The organism is Streptomyces sp. NPDC003248, assembly GCF_055563235.1.
Genome location: NZ_JBVHDT010000003.1, coordinates 60,462 through 82,530, shown reverse-complemented (window position 1 = coordinate 82,530; position 22,069 = coordinate 60,462). Strand labels below are relative to the sequence as shown.

At 72.4% G+C, this 22,069-nt stretch carries 19 protein-coding genes and 1 pseudogene; 16 read left to right on the top strand and 4 right to left on the bottom strand.

What is annotated here, in order from left to right; translation table 11 throughout:
- Positions 1-61: 61 nt before the first annotated feature.
- Complete coding sequence (locus ACZ3KJ_RS09170; protein ID WP_467525894.1) at positions 62-1,339, bottom strand: amino acid deaminase; 1,278 nt, start codon at positions 1,337-1,339, stop codon at positions 62-64.
- Between the two features lie 144 nt (positions 1,340-1,483).
- Here ACZ3KJ_RS09170 and ACZ3KJ_RS09165 point away from each other — a divergent pair, with 144 nt between their 5' ends.
- From ACZ3KJ_RS09165 to ACZ3KJ_RS09150, 4 genes are all read left to right on the top strand, one after another.
- Positions 1,484-2,599, top strand: coding sequence for a sugar kinase (locus ACZ3KJ_RS09165; protein WP_467525892.1), 1,116 nt, complete (start codon positions 1,484-1,486; stop codon positions 2,597-2,599).
- Positions 2,596-3,360, top strand: coding sequence for an IclR family transcriptional regulator (locus tag ACZ3KJ_RS09160; RefSeq protein ID WP_467525890.1), 765 nt, complete (start codon positions 2,596-2,598; stop codon positions 3,358-3,360). Before ACZ3KJ_RS09165 ends, ACZ3KJ_RS09160 begins: the two co-directional genes overlap by 4 nt.
- Before the next feature lie 10 nt (positions 3,361-3,370).
- On the top strand, positions 3,371-3,781 hold the full coding sequence (locus ACZ3KJ_RS09155) for a RidA family protein (RefSeq protein ID WP_467525888.1): 411 nt from the start codon (positions 3,371-3,373) through the stop codon (positions 3,779-3,781).
- A 140-nt stretch (positions 3,782-3,921) separates the two neighbouring features.
- A complete protein-coding gene (locus tag ACZ3KJ_RS09150; RefSeq protein ID WP_467525886.1) occupies positions 3,922-4,665 on the top strand; it encodes a hypothetical protein in 744 nt (247 codons plus the stop codon).
- A gap of 18 nt (positions 4,666-4,683) precedes the next feature.
- On the opposite strand, the gene ACZ3KJ_RS09145 is transcribed toward ACZ3KJ_RS09150, so the two are convergent.
- Complete coding sequence (locus ACZ3KJ_RS09145) at positions 4,684-6,039, bottom strand: M14 family metallopeptidase (protein ID WP_467525884.1); 1,356 nt, start codon at positions 6,037-6,039, stop codon at positions 4,684-4,686.
- A 361-nt stretch (positions 6,040-6,400) separates the two neighbouring features.
- Here ACZ3KJ_RS09145 and ACZ3KJ_RS09140 point away from each other — a divergent pair, with 361 nt between their 5' ends.
- The 6 genes from ACZ3KJ_RS09140 to ACZ3KJ_RS09115 all read left to right on the top strand — a co-directional run bounded on the left by ACZ3KJ_RS09140 (position 6,401) and on the right by ACZ3KJ_RS09115 (position 13,739).
- Positions 6,401-9,214 (top strand): ATP-binding protein, encoded by a 2,814-nt coding sequence (locus ACZ3KJ_RS09140; RefSeq protein ID WP_467525882.1) that lies wholly within the window; start codon positions 6,401-6,403, stop codon positions 9,212-9,214.
- Between the two features lie 144 nt (positions 9,215-9,358).
- The gene (locus tag ACZ3KJ_RS09135; protein ID WP_467525881.1) at positions 9,359-10,267 is read left to right on the top strand and encodes an anti-sigma factor RsbA family regulatory protein; all 909 of its coding nucleotides are present in this window, start codon (positions 9,359-9,361) and stop codon (positions 10,265-10,267) included.
- Between the two features lie 183 nt (positions 10,268-10,450).
- A complete protein-coding gene (locus ACZ3KJ_RS09130) occupies positions 10,451-10,963 on the top strand; it encodes an ATP-binding protein (protein WP_467525879.1) in 513 nt (170 codons plus the stop codon).
- Positions 10,964-11,120: 157 nt separating this feature from the next.
- Positions 11,121-12,473, top strand: coding sequence for an Nramp family divalent metal transporter (locus ACZ3KJ_RS09125; protein WP_467525877.1), 1,353 nt, complete (start codon positions 11,121-11,123; stop codon positions 12,471-12,473).
- Positions 12,474-12,559: 86 nt separating this feature from the next.
- Positions 12,560-12,964 carry a hypothetical protein gene (locus ACZ3KJ_RS09120; protein WP_389513734.1) on the top strand — a complete coding sequence of 135 codons (405 nt, stop codon included), beginning with the start codon at positions 12,560-12,562 and terminating at the stop codon, positions 12,962-12,964.
- A 220-nt stretch (positions 12,965-13,184) separates the two neighbouring features.
- Positions 13,185-13,739 (top strand): LppU/SCO3897 family protein, encoded by a 555-nt coding sequence (locus ACZ3KJ_RS09115; protein WP_467525875.1) that lies wholly within the window; start codon positions 13,185-13,187, stop codon positions 13,737-13,739.
- A 720-nt stretch (positions 13,740-14,459) separates the two neighbouring features.
- On the opposite strand, the gene ACZ3KJ_RS09110 is transcribed toward ACZ3KJ_RS09115, so the two are convergent.
- Together ACZ3KJ_RS09110 and ACZ3KJ_RS09105 are read right to left on the bottom strand one after the other, a co-directional pair.
- Positions 14,460-15,218, bottom strand: a complete 759-nt coding sequence (locus ACZ3KJ_RS09110) for a hypothetical protein (protein WP_467525874.1) — start codon at positions 15,216-15,218, stop codon at positions 14,460-14,462.
- Positions 15,219-15,225: 7 nt separating this feature from the next.
- A pseudogene (locus ACZ3KJ_RS09105) lies at positions 15,226-16,299 on the bottom strand (RHS repeat domain-containing protein); the annotation flags it as partial.
- Between the two features lie 491 nt (positions 16,300-16,790).
- On the opposite strand from ACZ3KJ_RS09105, the gene ACZ3KJ_RS09100 reads away from it, so the two are divergent.
- The 6 genes from ACZ3KJ_RS09100 (at position 16,791) to ACZ3KJ_RS09075 (ending at position 22,031) form a co-directional block, all read left to right on the top strand.
- On the top strand, positions 16,791-17,687 hold the full coding sequence (locus tag ACZ3KJ_RS09100; protein WP_467525873.1) for a hypothetical protein: 897 nt from the start codon (positions 16,791-16,793) through the stop codon (positions 17,685-17,687).
- A 65-nt stretch (positions 17,688-17,752) separates the two neighbouring features.
- Positions 17,753-18,460, top strand: a complete 708-nt coding sequence (gene cpaB, locus ACZ3KJ_RS09095; protein WP_467525872.1) for a Flp pilus assembly protein CpaB — start codon at positions 17,753-17,755, stop codon at positions 18,458-18,460.
- A gap of 12 nt (positions 18,461-18,472) precedes the next feature.
- On the top strand, positions 18,473-19,735 hold the full coding sequence (locus ACZ3KJ_RS09090) for an AAA family ATPase (RefSeq protein WP_467525871.1): 1,263 nt from the start codon (positions 18,473-18,475) through the stop codon (positions 19,733-19,735).
- Positions 19,732-20,124 carry a TadE/TadG family type IV pilus assembly protein gene (locus ACZ3KJ_RS09085; protein WP_467525869.1) on the top strand — a complete coding sequence of 131 codons (393 nt, stop codon included), beginning with the start codon at positions 19,732-19,734 and terminating at the stop codon, positions 20,122-20,124. The genes ACZ3KJ_RS09090 and ACZ3KJ_RS09085 overlap by 4 nt, the downstream gene beginning before the upstream one ends.
- A gap of 1 nt (position 20,125) precedes the next feature.
- Complete coding sequence (locus ACZ3KJ_RS09080) at positions 20,126-20,668, top strand: TadE/TadG family type IV pilus assembly protein (protein ID WP_467525867.1); 543 nt, start codon at positions 20,126-20,128, stop codon at positions 20,666-20,668.
- 25 nt (positions 20,669-20,693) lie between these two features.
- Positions 20,694-22,031: a CpaF family protein gene (locus tag ACZ3KJ_RS09075; RefSeq protein WP_467525866.1), complete on the top strand. Its 1,338-nt coding sequence runs from the start codon at positions 20,694-20,696 to the stop codon at positions 22,029-22,031.
- Positions 22,032-22,069: the final 38 nt, after the last annotated feature.

Below are 22,069 nucleotides of genomic sequence, written 5' to 3'. Positions count from 1 at the left end.
GTGAGGAGCAGAACGTGAGACTAGGAGAACGTGAGACTAGAAGGACTAGGAGAACGTGAGACTAGAAGAACGTGCGGATGTAGTCGACGACCGTGCCGTCCGCCTCGGCCAGCGGGATCAGCTGCCACTTGTCGAAGGACGTGCACGGGTGGGACAGGCCCAGGCCCACCCAGTCGCCGACCTCCAGGTCCGCCTCGTCGGTCGTGCGCAGCCAGGCGTGCTGGTCGGACAGGGCGGTGACCGAGATGCCGGTGGCGGGGCGTTCCGTGCCGTCCCGGCGGACCACCTGGGCGAAGGGCAGGTCGAGGTCGTACGCCGCGTCGCGCTTGCCCGCGTTGACGAAGGCCTGCTCGGGGGAGGGGCGGGAGACCACCTGCGTCCACAGCCGGAACGCCGGCTCCAGGGCGCCCTCCTCCGGGACCCGGTTGAACGGCGTCAGCTTGCGGTAGTGGCCGTCGTCGTGCGAGACGTACGCGCCCGAGCGCAGCAGCTTCAGCACCGGCCGGGAGAGGCCGGGCAGCTCGGCGAGGACGTCGGCGACCGCGTCGAACCAGGCGCTGCCGCCCGCGCTGACGACGATCTCCTCCGCGTCCGCGAACCGCCCCGCCGCGTCGAGGTCCACGGCGAGCGCGACCAGCCGCCGGAGCCAGGCGCGCACCCGCTCGGGGGTGGCCCGCGGGACCTCGCCCTCGTACCCGGCGACCCCGACCAGCCGCAGGCCCGGGGCGGCCGCCACCGCGGCCGCCACCGCCGCGCACTCCGCCTCCGTGCGCACGCCGGTGCGGGCGTCCTCGCCGGCGGCCAGTTCGACGACCACGTCCAGCGGGCGGGACGTGCCGCTCAGCGCCGCCTGCATCAGCTCGACTCCGCGCACGGAGTCCACGTAGCAGACGACGCGGAAGTCCGGGTCGGCGAGCTGCTGAGCGTCGATCCAGCGCAGGGACGCCGCGTCCACCAGCTCGTTCGCGAGGAAGACCCGCCGCACGCCGTACGCCCGGGCCACCCGGACCTGGTGCGGCACCGCGACGGTGATGCCCCAGGCGCCGTGCTCGATCTGGCGCCGGAAGAGCTGCGGGGCCATGGACGTCTTGCCGTGCGGTGCGAAGGCGAGGCCGTGGCGGGCCGCGTACGCCTCCATGAGCCGCAGGTTGTGCTCCAGACGCTCGGCGGACAGGGCCAGGACGGGGGTCGCGAAGCCGTCGGTGAAGAGGTTGCGGCGCTGCGCGGCCAGCTCGCCGACCGTGAGCCCGTCCGCGTCCGGCGGGAGGCCCTTGAAACGGTGGTCGACGCGTTCCTCGGCGAGACGGGCGAGCGCTTCGGAACCGGTGTCGAGGGCCATGCGTCTCTCCTCATCAGCTACGTTGCATGAAGTGCAACGCTCGTTGCGTATGCCGCTCACGGCTGTCTAACATCTCGGCCGAGGCGGGGTCAACGGATCCGCCGCCCCGCCACCGCCCCTTCACACGGACCGGGAGCCACCATCGTGACCACCAGCGGACCGTGCAGCGCCCCCGACGTCGTGGACGTCGTCGCGCTCGGCGAGTCCATGGTCACCTTCCTGCCGTCCCGGCCGGGGCGCCTCGCCGACGTCCCCTCCTTCGACCGGGCCGTCGGCGGCGCCGAGTCCAACGTCGTCTGCGCGCTGGCCGCGGCCGGACACACGGTGCGCTGGGTGAGCCGCGTGGGCGCCGACGGGTTCGGCGATCACCTGGTCGAGACGATCGGCGGGTACGGGGTCGACGTCTCGGCCGTCCGGCGGGACCCGGCACGGCCCACCGGCGTCTACTTCCGCACCGCCGCCGACCGGTCCACCGACGCGCACGAGGTGGCGTACTACCGCGCCGGGTCGGCCGCCTCCGCGATGTCGGTGGCGAACACGGACCTCACGGCGGCGCGGGCGGGGCGCGTGCTGCATCTGACCGGGATCACCGCGGCCCTGTCCCCCGACTGCCTCGGACTGCTGCGCGAGCTGACCGTGCCCCGCCCCGGCCGGCCGCTGGTCTCCTTCGACGTCAACTTCCGGCGCGGGCTCTGGCAGGGCACCGAGGGGCCCCGCGCGCTCCTGGAACTCGCGCGCCGAGCCGACATCGTGTTCGTGGGGGACGACGAGGCGAGGCAGGCATGGGGGCTGCACGGCGCGCGTGCCGTGCTGGAAGCGCTCCCCGGGCCGGGCGTCGTGGTCGTCAAGCAGGGCGAGGGCGGGGCGACGCTCTTCGACCGCCACACCGGCGGTGCGGAGGACGGCGCGGAGGGCGGTGCGGAGGGCGGTGCGGAGGGCGGTGCGGAGGACGCGACCGGCACGGCCACCTTCGCCCCCGCCCCGCGCGTCGACGTCGTCGCCGCCGTCGGCGCCGGGGACGCCTTCGCCGCCGGGTTCCTCTCCGCCACCCTGCGCGGACTGCCCGCCCGCGACCGGCTGCGCCACGGCCACCTCATGGCCGCCGCCGCCCTCACCGCCCCCGGCGACCTCGCCGCGCCCCCGCTCCGCCACCACGCCGACCGCCTGGCCGCCCTCGACGCCACCGCGTGGGGGAGACTGCGACTCGGCCCCGGCTGGACGCAAGCCGAAGAGGCCCTGGAGGAGGCACGCACCCCATGAGCCAGACCGTCGACCGCGCCCTGAGCATCCTTCCGCTGCTCGCCGAGGGCCCCGCCGGCCTCGGACAGGTCGCCGACCGCCTCGGCGTCCACAAGTCCACCGCCCTGCGCCTGCTGCGCACCCTCCACGAGCACGGGCTGGTCTACCGCCAGTCCGACCAGCGCTACCGCCTCGGCGCCCGCCTCTTCGCCCTCGCCCAGGAGGCGATGGAGAACCTCGACGTCCGCGAGATCGCCCATCCCCACCTGGTGCGGCTGAACGAGCGCTGCGGTCACACCGTCCATCTCGCCGTGTACGAGGAGGGCGAGGTCCTCTACATCGACAAGGTCGACAGCCGCTACCCGGTCCGCATGTACTCGCGGATCGGCAGGCCCGTCGCCCTCACCGTCGCCGCCGTCGCCAAGCTGCTCCTCGCCGACCTGCCCGAGCCCGAGCGGCGCGCGGTCGCCGAGAAGCTCGACTATCCCCTGTACACGGCCCGTTCCACCCCCGACGCCCCGGCCTTCCTCCGGGAGTTGGAGAAGGTGCGCGAACAGGGCTGGGCCTCCGACCTCGGCGGCCACGAGGAGTCCGTCAACTGCGTCGCCGCGCCGATCCGCGGCGCCGACGGCCGGGTGGTCGCCGCGATGTCGGTGTCCGCGCCGAACGTCGTCGTCACCGCCGACGAACTCCTCACCCTCCTCCCGCAGGTGCGCCGCACGGCCGACGACATCAGCGGCGAGTACTCCGGCAGGACCCCAGTGCCGGCAGGACCCCAGTGAAGGACACCGTATGACCGACAAGACCGCGCTCACGCCGAAGACCCACACCACCCCTCCGGCGAGGTTCTCGCACGGTGTGCGGAAGGGGAACATCCTCCAGGTCGCCGGGCAGGTCGGCTTCCTGCCCGCCGAGGAGGGCGAGCCGCCCACGCCCGCCGGCCCCACCCTGCGCGAACAGACCCTCCAGACCCTCGCCAACATCAAGGCGATCCTGGAGGAGGGCGGAGCGAGCTGGGACGACGCGATGATGATCCGCGTCTACCTCACCGACGTGGACCACTTCGCCGAGATGAACGACCTCTACAACGCCTACTTCGAGGAGCAGGGCCTCACCCAGCCCCCCGCCGCCCGCACGACGGTCTACGTGGGCCTGCCCGCCGGGCTCCTCATCGAGATCGACGCGCTCGCCGTGCTCGGCTGACGTCCTCTCCGGCCGGCGGCGGGGCCGTACCGAGTCTGTTCGTATGGCCCGTTGCGCGCCCGGGGCCCCATGTAGGGGTCTCATAACGAAGTCGGGGGCTGACTGTGTACGGCACAGGATCGTCGACCATACTGCCCGCTGTGGAGCAGCGCATAGGTTCGAGCAGCCAGCCCCTGGAGGGCGCCGGATTCGACCCGGCATTCATCCCCGGGCTCACCTCGCCCGTGACCGCGGAGCCGAAGGGCGGGAAGCCGGGGGGCGTCGACCCGGAGGACGCCGTTCCGGGGGACGCCCCGTCGAAGGACGCCGCGCCGGCAGACACCGTACGGGAGGACTCCGTGGCGGCCGTCGCGGAGGACGCCGCCGCGGCCGGACCGGCCGCCGACGGGGAGGAGCCGGAGGAGGAGACCTCCGACGGTCCCGTCTTCGAGGCCGCCGACCGCCGGGCCAGGATCGTCGCCGACGCCAAGGGCGTCCGTCTCCGGCTGGACGCGGAGGAGTGCGAGTTCCGCTGGGACGAGATCGGCGCGGTCGAGACGGAGACCCCGCGCTTCGGCAAGCGGTACACCGTCACGGTGCACACCCCTGACCGCCGTTGGTACCCCATCGAGATCGAGGCGACGGCCAGGGGGCGCTTCAAGGAGTGGGACGACCAGCTGGACGCGGTCCTGGACGCCTACTTCGACGAAGGCGCGGAGGACGCCGAGGACTCCGTGGACGCCGAGGACTCCGTGGACACCGAGGACGCCGTGGACACCGAGGACGCCGTGGACGCCGTGGACGCCGAGGACACTGTCGACAGCCCGGACGCCGATGACGTCCAAGGCTCCGAAGGCCCCGAGGAAGTGAAGGACACCAAGGACACCAAGGGCGAAGCCGGCTAGGTCCCCGAGTCCGGCGGCCTAGCCGCAGTACTGGGTCTCCTTGCCGATCGACCGGTACATGCAGTCCGCGTACTCCAGCAGTTGGAGCACGGCGTCCCGGTTCCGCGCGGTCTCCCGCTCGATCACCTCGTCGGGCGGGTAGAACCCGCCCCCGCTCGCGGAGCCCGGGTACATCTCGAAGGTGTACCCGAAGATCCGGTGCGTGCCCCAGAGGTAGTCGTCGATCGACCCGTCCGTGATGTACAGGTCACTCGACTGCTCCGGGGTGTACCCGTTGCTCGCGGCCATCGACTGCCCGACGGTGGCGAAGGCGTTGCGGTCGTCGGCCGTCATCCCGGTGGCCGTGTCGGCGGTGGTGTACCCGAAGGGCCACAGCACCAGTTCGCTGTAGGTGTGGAAGTCGATGCCGGCCTTGATCTGCTGGACGCCGCCGACGACCCGGCTGCGCACGAAGTCCGCGACCACCTTCACCTCGGGCGCCGACTCGGCCGCCGACCCGCGGTACGTCTCGGAGGACGCCGAGCCCGACGAGCCGCCGCAGCAGCCCCACCGGTAGGCCCAGTTGCGGTTGAGGTCCGTACCGACGTACGAGGAACCGGAGTTGGGCTGGCGGTTCTTGCGCCACGAGCGGTAGGAGCCGGTGGCGATGTCGTACTCGCCGCCGTCCGGGTTGAGGTCGGGGACGATCCAGATCTCCCGGCCGTTCACCGCGTCGGTGACCCGGGAGTCGGTGCCGTACCCGGCGCCCAGCTCGCGGATCAGGTACAGGGCCATCTCCACGGTGAGGTGCTCACGGGCGTGCTGGTGGTGGGTGAACAGCACCTCCGGCTCGGCCTCGTCGGTGGCCACGTTGTCGCTGATCTTGACGGCGACGATGTCCCGGCCCTGGTACGACGTGCCGATGACCCGCTTGCTCATGATGCCCGGGTAGGCGGCGATCCGCTGGTCGATCTCTGCCGTCATCTCCGCGTAGTTGTGGTACTGGGAGTCGGCGGAGGGGAAGTCGTACAGCCGCACCTCGCCCTCGGCGACACGGTCCGGCGCGGAGCCGGCCGGCGAGACCTCGTAGCCCTGGGCGCGCAGCTTCGCGATCTGGTCCGCGCGCCCGGAGACGACCACGGTCTCCTCGTCGGCCTCGTCCACGCTCACGCCGGACGCGGCGATCGCGGTGCGCGTCCGGGTCGTGCTGTGGTGGACGTGGATCTCGTACTGGCGGACGTCGTCGGCGGAGGCCGTGGCCTCCGGGGCGCCGCCCGCGGCCGCGGGCGTGACCGTCGCCGAGACCGGTGCCGCGAGGGCGAGGGCCATCAGGGCGGCGAGTACGGCGGTCCGTCTGCCGCCGCGGACGCCTGAGCCGCGTATACGGAGTCGCATGAACTCTCCTCGGTTCTCCGGAAGTCCGGGATCGCCGGACCTGTGGGGGAGTGGAGCGGGGGTGGTGCGTCGTGCGACGTGCTGTGCGCCGGCCGTGCGCGGGTCCGCCCATCGTCGAGCGATGACATGGTCAGGTCAAGTGCGAACAGGCGGGCCGGTGACCGGAATCCGCCTCCGCGGGGGCCCGGCCGACCGCGCAGTGTAGGGCCCGGCGGTGATGTCGGCCGGGTCCTGGAGGAAGGTCACCCGCAGGTGTGAGGCGGGCGTGCATATATGTACGGACCGGGGAAGGCTAGGGGTCCGCACGGAAGAGGAGCCGTATCCTCCGGCCCTCCGAACCCACCCGAAGGACTGGCTGATCATGGGCGGATCAGCGCCACGACGGGACTGCCGCCTGCCGGCGGAGACGACCAGTTTCGTCGACCGGCGGGCCGAACTGGCCGAAGGGCGCGAACTGTTGGCCAGGGCGCGGCTGGTCACCCTGACCGGTCCCGGCGGCGTCGGCAAGACCCGGCTGGCCGGACGGCTCGCGGCCCGCGTCGCCCGGGCCTTCCCCGACGGCGTGCGCTTCGTGCACCTCTCCGGCCTGCACGACCCCGCCCTCGTCCCGCTCGCGGTCGCCGACGCGCTGGGCCTGCGCGACCACTCCGACCGCCCCGCGCTGGACGCGCTGGTGGAGCGGGTCCGCGACCGCCGCCTGCTGCTCGTCGTCGACAACTGCGAACACCTGCTGCCGGCCTGCGCCGCCCTCGCCGGCGCCCTGCTGCACGGCACCCCCGGCGTACGCCTCCTCGCCACCAGCCGGCACCGGCTCGGCCTCACCGAGGAACACCTCCTGGACGTACGGCCGCTGCCCGTCCCCGATCCCGACGGCGACCTCTCCGCCGCCGACGGCTACCCGGCCCTCGCCCTCTTCGCCGACCGCGCCGCCGCCGTCGTCCCCGGCTTCCGCCTCACCGCCGCCAACCGCGCCTCCGTCGCCCGCCTCTGCCGCCGCCTCGACGGCCTCCCCCTCGCCATCGAACTGGCCGCGGTCCGCATGCGGGTCCTCGGCGTCGACCAGCTCCTGCGCCGCCTCGACGACCGCTACCACCTGCTGACCACCGGCAGCCCCACCGACCCGCCCCGCCACCAGACCCTCCGCGCGGCGGTCGCCTGGAGCCACGACCTGTGCGGCGCGACGGAACAACTGGTCTGGGCCCGCCTGTCGGTCCTGGCGGGCAGCTTCGACCTAGAGACCGCGGAGGCGGTGTGCGGGGGGCTGCCGACGGATGGCGGCCGGCCGTCGGACGGAGGCCAGCCGTCGGACGGAGGCCAGTTGGCGGAAGGGGGCCAGCCGTCGGACGGAGGCCAGCCGTCGGAAGGGAGCCAGCCGTCGGGAGGAGGCCAGTCGGGGGAAAGGAGCCAGCCGTCGGACGGAGGCCAGTTGGCGGAAGGGGGCCAGTTGGCGGACGGAGGCCAGTCGGCGGAAGGGAGCCAGCCGTCGGGAGGAGGCCAGTCGGGGGAAAGGAGCCAGCCGTCGGACGGAGGCCAGTCGGCGGAAGGGAGCCAGCCGTCGGGAGGGGACCGGCCGTCGGACGGAGGCCAGCCGTCGGAAGAGGGACGACCTCCGTCCTCGCCGCCGACCGCGCCCCCCGCTCCGCCCCTGCGCGCCCACGACGTCCTCGACGCCGTGGCCGGTCTGGTCGACAAGTCCGTCCTCAGCCGTGAGACGACCCCCGCCGGCACCGTCCGCTACCGTCTCCTGGACACCCTGCGCGACTACGGCCTGGAACGGCTGGGACGGCACCCCGGGGAGGAGCACGCCACCCGCCTCCGCCTGCGCGACTGGATGCAGCACAGGGCCACCGCCTGCGAACGGGACTGGTTCGGTCCGGACCAGCCCGGCATCGCCGCCCGCCTCCGCGCCGACCAGGACAACCTGCGCGCCGCCCTCGACTTCAGCCTCACCGCGCCCGGCGAGGCCCTCGCCGGACTGCGCCTGGCCGGCACCCTGTGGTTCCACTGGCACGCCTGCGGAGCCCCCCGCGAGGGCCGCTACTGGCTCGACCGCGCCCTCGACGCCAGCCCCGGACCGACCCGGGAACGCGCCCGCGGCCTGTGGGTCGCCGGGCTCCTCGCCGGCTGCCCCGAGGACCTCACCCGCGGCCGCCGCCTCGCCGAACAGGCCCGCGACCTCGCCCACCGGCTCGGCGACGCCGCCGAGGCCGCCCACGCCGAGTACGCCGTCGGCGTCATCCGCCTCTTCAGCGACGACCTGCCCGGCGCCCTGGAACACTTCCGGGCCGGCGTCGAACGCGGCCGCGTCCCCGGCCAGCACCTCGGCCTCGTCGGCCTCGACCGCGTCGAACTCGCCTGCTCCCTGGCCCTGCTCGGCCACGCCGACGAGGCCCTCGCGGTCTGCGAGGAGACCCGCGCGCTGTGCGTCGGGCACGGCGAGCGCTGGGTGCTCTCGTACGTGGAACGGATGACGGCCCTGGCCCACAGCGTCAAGGGCGACTGGCGGCAGGCGGAACTGCACGGCCGTGAGGCGCTGCGCCTGAAGTTCGCGGTGCACGACGTCGTCGGGATGGGCCTCACGCTCGACCTGCTGGCCCGGGTCGCGGCCGAACGCGGCGCCCACGGGCGCGCGGCCGTCCTGCTGGGCGGCGCCGACCGCACCTGGGCGGACGTCGACCGCAGCCGCTGGGGATCGGCGGCCCTCGACTCCACCCGGCGCGGCAGCGAGGAACGCGCCCTCCGGGCCCTGGGCCGCACCGCCTTCCGCAGGGCCTACGACCGGGGCGCCGCCCTCTCCCTCCCCGACCTCGTCGCCCACGCCCTCAGCGACGACGACCCCGTCCGGCGGGGCCCGCCGTCCCCAGCGGTCCCGGGCCCGGAGACCCCCGGGCACCGACGGCCCGACAGCCCCCCGACCGCCGTCCGCCCACCCCGTCCGCACGCACCCGCCGCGAGCCCGTGGCCGCCGGGCGACGCCCCGCCGGACGCCGTCCGCCTCACCCGCCGCGAGGCCCAGGTCGCCGAACTGGTCGCCGAGGGCCTCGCCAACCAGCAGATCGCCGACCGCCTGGTGATCGCCCGCCGCACCGCCGAGGGGCACGTCGAACGCATCCTCAGCAAGCTCGGCTTCAGCAACCGCAGCCAGATCGCCGCATGGGTGACGGCCCAACGGTGAGACACCCCGCAACCGCCCGACCCCCCACCTCGTTCAGCCCACGCATCCCCCGGCACCGCACCTCCTCCCCGAGGCCTTCCCTCTCCCCACCCACCCGCCTCTCCACCCACCGCAACCGTCTCGCACACCGAAGTTGAGGGCCAGATGACCGCTCGACCCGTCCACCAGCCGGTGGCATTCGACCACCGCATGGCCGCCCCCACCACGGACGACGCCTTCCTGGCCGCCGCCCTTCCCTTCCTCGCCGAAGGACTCGCGGCCCCCGACGAACCCCCGCCCCTGGCCATCGCCGCCCCCGCCAAACTGGACCTCCTGCGCGACGCCCTCGGCGCCGACGCCGAACGGGTCGGCTTCGTCCCGCACACCGACTGGTACTTCGGCTCCGCCGCCAACGCCGTGGCCCGGGCGGCCGAGCACCTCGCCGGGCACACCGGTCCGGACGGCCGCGTCCACCTGCTGATGGAACCGGTGTGGAACGGACGGGCCGGCCGCTCACCGCGCGAGAGCGCCGAGTGGATCCGCTACGAGGCCCTCTCCAACCTCCTCTTCGCCGACGCCGCCACCACCGCGCTGTGCGTCTACGACACCCGCACCGCCGGCTCCGCCCTCGTGGCCGCCGCCCGCCGCGCCCACCCCGGCACGGGCGTGTACGAGGATCCGCTCCGGCTCGTGGCCGAGCTGGAGGCCGTACCGCTGCCCCCGCCCCCGCCGGACGCGCGCCGCCTCGCCGTGCCCGCAGCGGACACCGTGCGGGACTGGGCCGCGGGACGCGGGATGGGCGCCGCCGACGCCGAGCGGTTCGCGGCGGCCGTCGCGGTGGCGGCCGCGCTCGGCCCGGTCACCGGCGCCGTGCTGTGGGGCGAGCCCCCCGGCTGCGTCTGCGAACTGACCCTGGCCCGCCGGATCGACGACCCGCTCATCGGCTTCGCCCCGCCGACCACCCCCGGCCTGGAACCCGGCCAGGGCCTCTGGTTCGCCCGCCAGGTGTGCGCCTACGTCGACCTCCGCGACGCCGACGACGGGGGTACCGCCGTACGCCTCCAGTACGTCTGACACGTACACCCCCGGTGCGGCTGACACGTACGTCTCCGGTACCTCTGACACGTACCCCCCGTACGGAGACCGTGGGACCCACGGTCTCCCCGTACGTCCCACGGGTCCCGCCCCGCCCCCGCAGGTACGGAATCGGGTAGTCCTCCCCGTGTACGGGCCGCCCGGCCCGGCCATCCTGGGGCCATGCTGGAACTCTCAGGGGGGCGCCTTCCGGAGCCCGACGCTCCGTACGGCGCCTGTCTGCAACCGCCGCTCGGGGCGGGCCACCTCAGCGTCGGCTACGACCTCCGGCCGCCCTCGGTCGGTCAGGCGCGCGCCGAGGTGCGCCGGCAGCTGGAGCTCTGGGGGCTGGCGGACCGGGGCGACCTGGCCGACACGGCCGTCCTGCTCGTCAGCGAGCTGGCCACCAACGCCCTGCTGCGCCATCACGGCCGGGACGGCGGGGGAGGCCCCGACCCGCGCCGCTTCCAGCTCACGCTGTCCGCCGCGCACGGCGTCCTGCGCTGCGAGGTGACCGACGCGGGCCGCCGCACCGCGCAGGTGACGGAGGCGGACTGCGCGCAGACCTGCCGGGGGATGTTCCTGCTGGAGGCGCTCGCCCGTCGCTGGGGGTGCCGTCAGGACGGGGCGGGCACGACCGTGTGGTTCGAACTCGGCACCTGCGGGTGCGGCGACTGCGGCCGGCGCCGGCCGTAGCGCCGGCCCGGTCCACGCCCCGCGCCGGACCCCCGGTCCGGCGCGCCGACCGCCCCTGCCGGACGGGTCACGGGGGCCGTCCGGTGCTTGACCACATCGGGTGGAGATCGCGCACGCCCCCTTGCCGGACCGGCACCGGTGGGCTTTCTTGACCGTCATGGCGGACACCACGGGCAACCCCACGGACTCCCAGGCCTCCCAGCCCCCTCATGCCTCCCCGGCACCAGCCGGCGGCGACGGTCCCTCCCCCCGCAAGGCCGGCTGGCGTCACATCGGCCCCGGCATCGTCGTCGCCGCGACCGGCGTCGGCGCCGGCGACCTGGTCGCCACCCTCATCGCCGGCAGCAACTTCGGCTACACCCTGCTGTGGGCGGCCATCATCGGCTGCCTGGTCAAGATCTCCCTGGCGGAGGCGGCCGGCCGCTGGCACCTGTCCACCGGCCGCACCCTGTTCGACGGCTGGGCGAGCCTCGGCCGCTGGACGACGTACTTCTTCGTCGCCTACGTCGTCGTCTGGGGCTTCGTCTACGGCGCGGCGGCGATGTCGTCCAGCGCGCTGCCGCTCCAGGCCCTCTTCCCCGGTGTGATGGACCTCGAATGGTGGGCCGTCGCCTGCGGGCTGGTGGGCCTGGTGTTCGTCTGGTTCAACAAGTACGCGGTCTTCGAGAAGGTCATGACGGTCCTGGTGGGCGTCATGTTCGTGGTGACCGTGTACCTGGCGGTCCGCGTCACCCCGAACCTGGCCGACGCCTTCGCGGGCCTGCTGCCGGTCCTGCCCGACGAGAAGGACTCGGTCCTCAACACCCTCGGCCTGATCGGCGGCGTCGGCGGCACCATCACCCTCGCGGCCTACGGCTACTGGGTCAACGCCAAGGGCTGGACCGACACCGGCTGGATGAAGGTGATGCGCCTGGACAACCGCGTCGCCTACGCCACCACCGGCGTCTTCGTCATCGCCATGCTGTTCGTCGGCGCGGAACTGCTGCACTCCGCGAACATCGCCATCGCCAGCGGCGACCAGGGCCTCGTCCAGCTCGGCGACATCCTGGAGGAGGAGTACGGCACGGCGACGGCCACGTTCTTCCTCGTCGGCTTCTTCGCCACCTCCTTCACCTCCCTGATCGGCGTCTGGCACGGCGTGAGCCTGATGTTCGCCGACTTCGTCGCCCGCTACCGCAGCCGCGAGCGCACGACCGGCGCGGAGGTCGCCTCCGGCGAGCGCGAGCGTTCCCGGCCGTTCCGCGCCTACCTGCTGTGGCTGACCTTCCCGCCGATCGTCCTGCTCTTCCAGGGCGAGCCGTTCCGCCTGATCATCCTCTACGGCGTGCTCGGCGCGGCCTTCCTGCCGTTCCTGTCCCTCACCCTGATCTGGCTCCTCAACTCCGCCCGCACGCCCCGCGAGTGGCGCAACGGATGGGTCAGCAACGGCATGCTCGCGGTGGCCGCGCTGCTGTTCCTGGTGCTGTGCGTGAAGCAGATCTGGGACCAGCCGTGGTCGGAGTTCTTCTGAGGCACTCCTCCGGCCGGGAGAGAACGGCGGTCCGGGCCCGGAAGAATGTGCCCAGCGCACCACCGCGACGCACGAGGAGCCTCCGGATGACCTACCCGCCACCGCCCCCGGGCCACCAGCCCCCCGGCTTCGGCCCGCCCCCGCCCGCGTACGCCTACCCCGCGGCCCCGGCCCCGGGTTACGGCGCCCCGGCACCCCAACCCGTGCCGACCGGCCCGGAGTTCCTGGCCGTCGACAAACACAACTCGGTCGTCGTCGACGTCTCGGGCGTCGCCTTCGAGATGTACGGCACGTCGGCCGAGTTCGACTGGCCGGAGATCCGCAGCGTCCACTACAAGGCGAGCCCGAACGGCAAGGCCCTCATGGTCGCCGTCGTCCACCTGGACGGCCGGGTCTACGAGTGCGTGGTGAACGCGAAACCGCGGGAGGCGTTGCAGGGTTGGTTCGCGCAGTTGGCGTGGGTGCTGGGGCACTACCGGCCGATGGGGTGACGGGCGGGGACTGTATAGGGTGCTCCACCGACTGCTGATCAGCAACGGAGACGCCGTGAGCACACCACCACCTCCCTACCAGCCTCCGTACGGCCACCCGGCGTACGCGCCCCCGCCGTACTCGCATTCGCACCCACAGCCGGGTCCGGCCCCGCTCCCCGTGTGCCAGATCTGCGGAGCCGCCCCCGCCGTGCCGGTGACCGTCCGAGGCCATCAGGGCATGATCGTGCTGATGCGCTTCCTGCGGCGGCAGGGCGTGTTCTGCCGGCCTTGCGGGCTGGCCGTCTTCCGTCAGATGCAGGCGGACACCATGCTCCAGGGCTGGTGGGGCCCGCTGTCGCTGCTCATCACCCCCGTCACCCTGCTGATGAACCTCGGCGTCCGGTCCACCCTGCTCCGTCTCCCCGAGCCCACGACCTGGGGCGGCCGCCCGCCGCTCGACCCGGGCAAGCCCCTGATGAGACGCCCGGCCGGTGTGGTCGCCCTGGTGCCCCTCGCCCTGCTCGGCCTGCTCGTGACGGCCGTCCCCGTACTGATGATCATCGGCCTCGTGAGCGGGGGCAGCGCCCCGGAGCATCTCACCGTCGGTTCCTGCGCCCGCAACGCCGCCTCCTGGCCCGACCAGGACCTGTCGAGCGAGCCGTGCGGCTCGTCCGACGCACGGTACCGGGTCCTGGAGCCGGGGACGGAGGGCTGCGAGGACGGCGACTACCTCGCGTACCCGGAGTACAGCGAGAACGGCACCACGAGCCTGTGCCTGCGGCCACTGGACTGAGCCTCCTCAGGGTGGGGGTTGGCTTCCCACCTTGGTGCAGAGGATCAGCGTGCGGAGCGCTACGCGGGAGGCTGGATGGAGGTGAGGATGACGCCCCTTTCGAGGACCCTGACTCCTTCCGCCGGCAGGTGAACTCTGGCACTGTGTGGCGGCTCAATAAAATCCATCAAAAGTTCGTATCGATTGATCCATGCAAGTGTCACAGGCGACATGCCTTCCGGCCGCTCTCGACTCCCGGTCAGTGGGGAGTTGACGGTCGGTGTGCACCATGCCGCCTACGCTGCACGGAAGACCCCCGGGCGCGCGAAAGGCATTCCCGATCGCACCGGAATTTGAAAGCAGCCGGGTATGCGTCGTACTAACCTTCGGCTGGATTAACCGGTATGAACATCGGGCGGGACGGGTGCCCAATTCCTTCGCGACCTGTCGAGTGTCCAGTCAACTCTCGTCGGAAGTTCTTGCACGGCGAATTCTATTCCCCGTGCAACTCTTTCCCGGGGGATTTTGTAGCGCCATCCCATATAGGAGGCTTGGCGGTATTTATGGGTGGGATTGATCTCTATGGGTAGTTTGAGCCACGCGAGTTCTCCGAACCTGCTTAGTGTGCGCATCGCCTGGTCGTCGCGAGTTGACATTCCAAATCCATTCACGGGTTACTGATGAATGCCGTCTCAATCCCCTGCGCCTTCACGGCACGGAAATGCCCCGTGTCGAACTCGGTCACCAGTTTCCGTAGTCCTCGACCATGGTGGCGATGAGGTCGAGCAGGGCGTCGGCCCGGTGCCGGTCCTCTTGTTGGTTGCGTAGGGCTTCGTCGGCGGCCCGGAGGCGGGCCAGGGCGGCCGGTTCGCCGTCCACCAGGTCGTCGACCACCGGCGTGGTGATCAGGTGCAGGCACTCGGTGAGCAGTCGGCGCGTGGTGTCGGAGGGTGGGGCGGGATCGGGGTTGGCGAACCCAGTGGTCAGGTACCGCGCGGGGTCGGTGAGGCTCCAGCCGACGACGGTGTCGTGCTGGACGAGGAGCGCCACGTCGAGGGCGATGCCAATACAGGCCTCCAGTGGCTCGTCGAGGACATCGAGGTCGCGCAGACAGATCAGCATGGCGTCCCCAGGAGCGCGGCACAGCACCGTGCACGTTTCATGCCGGAAGTTCCGGACCTCGTCGGCGCGGAGCCCGCCCGGGCGTACGGCAGGCATGGTGGGGAGGCGGGTGGAAGCCTCGGCGGCGGCAGACACATACGGCATCTGGAGCTCGACCCCGACCAGTTTCCGGCTGTCCGGGGCGAACCGGAAGACGTCGGGCGTGTCCCACAACCAGTGCTGGCTGCCGAAGGTACCTGCGAGGAACTGTTCACGCTCCTTCACGTCCGTGTAGTGCGTGACGCGCACAGAGTCGCCTGCGAAGCGGGGGGTGATGTGCAGCGGATCGTCCGTCACCGTTGCGCGCATGTCGCCGTCGAACGACAGTTTCGTCGTCATTCTTGCCTCATCTGATTTGCACTCCTGGGGCCAGGTTGCCGAACTTGCCGGGGATCCTGCCCTCCACGATGTCCTCGTGGGTAACCGGCTTGCCGGGGTCCGACGGGCTGCCGCCGAGCGCCCGCGCACCGGAATCACCCTTGATGCCCGACTCTCCGTACGCCGTGATGGCCTGGCCTTGCTTGGAGCCGGGCCCGTAGACCACGGCAATGTCATTGTCCTTCCGGAAGATGAAGTTTCCGGCTTGGCCTGATGACTGGTACACGGCATCGGGGTTCTTCAGGATCTCCAGAACCCTTTCGTCGGTGAAGCCGTGCCCGGTGTCCCCGTGGTAGTCGGCGTGTTTCTTGAACTCGCCGTTCTGTGCCCTCGCCAGGACGTCGTCCACGATCTTGTCGATCCGCTTCTGGGCCTTTTCCTCCTTCGTGTACTTGGGCATCAGGCCCAGCGGGTCGCACCCACTGTACGGGTTGTCCACGTAGGCGACGGGGTTCGGGGCGGGAGCCAGGCCGAGGGGGTCGGGGGAGGTGTAGCGGCCGGTCTCAGGGTCGTAGTGGCGGAAGTAGTTGTAGTGGAGGCCGGTCTCGGGGTCGTAGTACTGGCCGGGGAAGCGGAGGGGCGTGTAGGCGCTGCTGTCCCGGGACCAGGCCGTGGTGCCCCACAGTGTGCTCCGGGTGCGCCATGCGACGTTGCCCGTCTCGTCGACGAGTTCGCTCGGCGTGCCGACCAGGTCCGTGACGATCGCGAAGAGGCGGGAGTCGATCTCCTCCTGCGGGGCGTCGGCCGCGAGGATGCGTTCGGTCTGGGCGATGGGGTGGAGGCCCCGGTGGTCCCACGTCAAGGTGACCGGGTGGGGGAGGGCCGGGGACGTGGTGGTCTGTTCGCACAGGGTTGTGCCGTCCCAGGTGAACTGGATCTGCTCGACGACCGTCTCGCCGTCGTCGGCCAGGCGGAGTTTCGCCGTGCGGCGGCCCAGGGGGTCGTAGGTGTAGCGCCAGCGGGTGCCGTCCGGGGTCGTGACGGAGGCCAGGCGGTCCTCGGTGTCCCACTCGTAGCGCCAGGTGTCCGGTCGGCGGGACACGCCGCCGGGTGTTCGGCCATGGCGTGAATCCGATGCCTGCCCGCCGGTTCCTTCGACGGGCAGGCGTCAGCCGCCCGCCCGGCACGCCTCAGGGCACGGCGTGCCCTCGCGATGCCACCTCCGTGCCGGACCACGCGATCCCGGCCGTCGTGAACCCGTTCGTCGACCGCGCCGTCGGGCTCCGCGGACCGGGGCGAATCCGCGGCGGGCTGACGGCGCCGCGGTCCGCGGTCCGGTCCGGGGAGCGAGGGTGTGTGGGGAGCGTTGCCGCTGCCTGGAGGGCGAGGTGGAGGATGCCGTGTGGGCAACCTGTGCCGGTTTGGCGGGACTTGCGCGAAGAACAGTTGCTTCGCAGCCGTGGAAGTGCCACGGAAAGTGGTTCTCCGGCCACAGGGCCGTGGATACAGTGCTGAGGTAGTCACGCAATGAAGTCACCCCGGTGCGCCGGAGTAACACCGGTGGGCCGGACCGTGGAAATCGGGGAGCTGCGCGTGCCAACAGCCATTGCCGTGACCGGCGCCGACCTGGCGCTGCCACCGCAGGACGAGCGGACCCTGCCCGCCGCCGTGCTCGACGGCCTGGACCGCCGGCCCCTCGACCAGGCCGTCGCCGACGTCCAGGCGCTCGTCGAACAGCACGGGCACCTCATCGTCGTCTACTCACGGGCCGTCCCCGCGGCCGTCGAACAGCGGCTGCACACCGTCCGCTCCCTCCTGGAGAGCGACCGTGTCGCGCTGTTCCGGCCCGACCTGCCGCCGCTCGGACTCGCCGTGCTGGCCCGCCAGCTGCGCCAGCTCGCCTCCTGCGACCTCAGCCCCGGCGTCCTCGCCTCGGCGGGCCGGCTGCTCACCCACTACCTGCACGCCGGAGCCCTCCTCGCCTCCGTCTCCCGGCTCGACCGGATCCCCGTGGGCCTGACGTCGCACGCCCGTTCCTGGGTCCCGGGCAGCCAGTTCGGGGTGCTCGCCCATCCGCAGCCGCAGCTGGTGAAGGCCGGACCCGACAGCGTCCTCCAGGGGCCCGAGTTCGGTACGTGGATGCTGGTCGCCCGCGGACAGCTCCCGGCCGACTGGGTCACCGGCACCCTCGCCCCCGCCTGGCGGGTCCAGGGCCTGCGCGAGACGGAGCTGCCCGCCGAGTCCGCCGACTGGTGGGGCACCGGCAGGCTCGTCGAGTTCTGCGCCTACCTCCCCGACCTGTCGGTCCTCTACCAGCTCGTCACCTCGGTACGGCAGACCGTCTGCCACTGGTGCGGCATCGACGTCATCGGCGACCGCTGCGTCTTCTGCTCCGCCACCCCGCCGCCCGCCCACGAGACGACCCACCCCGTCCGCGCGCTCACCGCGGGCGGCGGCCGCCACGGCCGCGCGCTCACCGCCGGCGGCTGACCCGGGTCCACCGCCCCGCCCGTTCCCGTCCGCACGACCCGACCCCCAACGAGGTTGCACGGTTCATGAACTCCCGTCAGCGCCGCGGCGTGATCCTCCTGCTCCTGTCCGTGCTGTGCGCCCTCGGCGCCTCCGCCGGCGTCCTCTCCGTCATCGACGACGTGGAGTCCAAGGTCGGCCCCGAGGTCGCCGCCTACCGCCTCAAAACCGACATCACGCCCTACACCCCGCTCACCACGGGCCAGTTCGAGAAGATCGAGATGCCCGAGCGGTGGCTGTCCGAGAACGCGGTGACCGATCTCGCCGCCATCCGCGGCAAGATCGCCGTGACGACCCTGAAGAAGGGCTCGCTGCTCCAGAGCGACATGATCGTCGACCAGCCCGCCCTCCAGCCCGGCCAGCAGGAGGTCGCCATCATGATCGACGCGGCCACCGGCGTCGCCGGAAAGATCACCCCGGGCTCCTCCGTCAACGTCTACGCCACCTTCGAGGGCGCCAAGGAGAGCGACCCCGACCAGTCGAAGATCATCGTCACCAACGCCCGCGTCCTCGACGTCGGCGAGCTGACGGCCCTCGAACCCGACGCCGACAACCGCGCGCAGCAGCCCACCGACGCCGTCCCCATCACCTTCGCCCTGTCCACGCTCGACGCCCAGCGCATCACGTACGCCGAGTCGTTCGCCAAGCGCGTCCGGCTGGCGCTGGTGGCGCCCGGCTCCGACACCGCGGTCCCCGACCAGGACCGCACGTACGAACTCGCCACGGACAAGTAAGGGGCCGCCGCCATGCCCACGAGGATCTTCCCGGCCGTCGGCGACGCGGACGCGGCCCGCTCCCTCACCACGCTGCTCAGCCAGCTCCCGGACGCCGAGCCCGTCACCCCCGTCACCGACTCCACCCAACTGGTCGACGCCCTCGGCCGCCTCGCCGCCGAGTCCGTCGACGAACTGCCCGAGGTCGTCGTCGTCCACGAACGCATCGGCCCCGTACCGGCGTTGGAACTGGTCCGTGACGTCGCCCTGCGCTTCCCGGCGGTCGGCGTCATCCTCGTCACCACCGACGCGAGCCCCGGCCTCTTCGCCGCCGCCATGGACTCCGGCGCCCGCGGCCTGGTCACCCTCCCCCTCGACTACGAGGAACTGGCCAGCCGCGTCCAGGCGGTCGCCCGGTGGTCGGTCGGCGTGCGCCGCCATCTCGGCCACGGCGGCGACGTGTTCACCGGCGTCGGCGGCACCGTCGTCACCGTCAGCGGTGCCAAGGGGGGTGTGGGCGCGACCTTCACGGCCGTCCAGCTCGCCCTCGCCGCCCAGGCGTCCGGCCGTTCCACCGCCCTGGTCGACATGGACCTCCAGACCGGCGACATCGCCTCCTACCTGGACGTCCAGTTCCGCCGCTCGGTCGTCGACCTCGCCGCCATCACCGACATCTCGCCCCGCATCCTGGCCGAGGCCGTCTTCCGCCACGACACCGGCGTGGCCCTCCTCCTCGCCCCCGGCGAGGGCGAACGCGGCGAGGAGGTCACCGACCGCGCGGCCCGCCAGATCGTCACCGCCCTGCGCTCCCGCTACGAGGTCGTCGTCGTCGACTGCGGCGCCCAGCTCGGCGGCGCCGGAGCCGCCGTCGTCGAGATGGCCGACACGGCCCTGCTGGTCACCACCCCCGACGTGGTGGCCGTACGGGGCGCCAAACGCGCCGTCCGGATGTGGGACCGCCTCCAGATCCGCAAGGCCGAGGAGACCACCGTCGTGGTCAACCGGCACAGCCGCGCCACCGAGATCCAGCCCGCGCTCATCCAGAAGATCACCGGTACGGCCATGGCCACGACCACGATCCCCGCCCACTTCAAGGAACTCCAGGCCGCCGTCGACGCCGGCCGCGTCCACGCCCTCGACGCCAAGGGCGCCGTCCGCCAGGCGACCTGGGCGCTCGCCGGCGAACTGGGCCTGGTGAAGACACCGGAGGGCACGGAACGCAGACACGGACGGGCCCGCGGCGCGGTCCGGGGCGGGGACCGGGGGTCGGTGGGGTTCCGGCGGAGGAGGGAATGAGGGTGATGTCACGGCGGCGCAAGGACGACCGGGGCCAGGTCACGATCGAGTTGCTCGGCATGACCCCGCTCATCATCGTGACCCTGGTGGTCGTGTGGCAGTTCGTGCTGGTGGGGTACACCTTCACGCTCGCGGGGAATGCTGCCGACGAGGCGGTGCGGGCGGCGACGGCGGCGCATCGGGGGGAGCGGCAGGCCGTGTGCGAACAGGCGGGCACGCAGAAGCTGTCGGGCGCGTGGCGGTCCGGCGCCCAGGTCGACTGCGGGTGGTCGGCGGAGTACGTGACGGCCCGGGTCACCCTGCGGGTGCCCGTCCTCTTCCCGGGCGCGGTCTCCTTCCCGTTCGACGTGCACGGTCAGGCGGGCGCGGTCGAGGAGGAGGACGACTGAGATGGCGGCGTACGAGCATCGGGACCGGCGGCGGGAGGGCTTCCGGGAGGGCTTCCGGGACGGCTTGCGGGACGGCTTGCGGGACGGCTTACGGCACGGCTTACGGCACGGCTTACGGCACGGCTTGCGGGACGGCTGCCCGGGCAGCCGGCGGGGCACCTTCCGCGGGGGGTGCCGCGACCGCGACCGCGTCCGCGATTTCCGCCGCGACCGGGGCCAGGTCGCCCTCGAATACCTCGGGTTCGTGCCGGTCCTGCTCCTCGTCGCCCTGGCCGCCGTCCAGCTGGGCCTGATCGCGTACACGGCCCAGCAGGCGGGGACGGCGGCCCGGGCCGGAGCCCGCAGCGCGTCCCTCGACAAGGGCGCCCAGCAGGCCTGCCAGGGCGCGGTCAGCTCCTGGCTGGCCGGCGGCACCAGCTGCACGAGCGCCGGTCTGGGCGACGAGGTCCGGGTCACCGCCGGCGTCACCATCCCGTCCGTCATCCCCGGGATCGGGGACTTCGGCCAGGCCCGCAAGACGGCCACGATGCCGGTCGACCACTGAAGGCCAGCGAAGGAAGGCACCGGAGATGAGCCTGCGCGCACGCATCACCTCGCCCGAGGAGAACACCGGCCGGGGCGAGGACGGCCACCTGGTCGCCTCCTACCGCGCCAAGCTGCTTGAGGAGATCGACCTCGCGGAGATGAGCGCGCTCGCGGCGGCCGAGCGCAGGGCCCGCCTGGAGCGGGTGCTGGGGCACATCATCAGCCGCGAGGGCCCCGTGCTGTCGACCACGGAACGCTCCCAGCTCATCCGCCGGGTGGTCGACGAGGCCCTCGGCCTGGGCATCCTCGAACCGCTCCTGGAGGACGCGTCCATCACGGAGATCATGGTCAACGGCCCCGACGCGATCTTCGTGGAACGGGCCGGCCGGGTAGAGCAGCTCCCGATCCGCTTCGCGTCGAACGACCAGCTCATGCAGACCATCGAACGCATCGTCTCCACGGTCAACCGCCGCGTCGACGAGACCAACCCGATGGTCGACGCCCGCCTCCCCTCCGGAGAACGCGTCAACGTCATCATCCCCCCGCTGTCGCTGACCGGCCCCACCCTCACCATCCGCCGCTTCCCGCGCTCCTTCACCCTGCACGAACTGATCGGCTTCGGCTCCCTCGACGAGCACATGGTGTACCTGCTGGCGGGCCTGGTGCAGGCGAAGTTCAACGTGATCGTCTCCGGCGCGACCGGCACGGGCAAGACCACGCTGCTCAACGCCCTCTCGGGCCTGATCCCCGACGGCGAACGCATCATCACCATCGAGGACTCCGCGGAACTCCAGCTCCAGCAGTCGCACGTGATCCGCCTGGAGTCCCGCCCCCCGAACGTCGAGGGCAAGGGCCGCATCACCATCCGCGACCTGGTCCGCAACTCGCTGCGCATGCGCCCCGACCGGATCGTGGTCGGCGAGGTCCGCGGCGGCGAGTCGCTCGACATGCTCCAGGCCATGTCGACGGGCCACGACGGCTCCCTCGCCACGGTCCACGCCAACAGCGCCGAGGACGCGCTGATGCGCTTGCAGACCCTGGCCTCCATGTCGGACGTCGAGATCCCCTTCGTCGCCCTCCACGACCAGATCAACAGCGCCGTGGACGTCATCGTCCAGCTCACCCGCTTCGCCGACGGCGCCCGCCGCATCACCGAGATCGCCCTGCTCGACAGCCACGGCAGCGAGCCCTACCGGCTGGCGACGATCGCCCGCTTCCACGCCCGGCCGATGACGGCGGACGGCCGCATCCACGGCTCCTTCGCTTACTCCCCGCTCCCGCGCCGCGCCGCCGACCGCCTCTACATGGCGAGCCAGCCCATCCCGCAGGCCTTCGGCGTGGCCCGCACGCTCGACGAACTGACCACCCGAGAAGCCCGGTAGAGCAGGACAGACGGAACAGACAGGACAGACAGGACGGA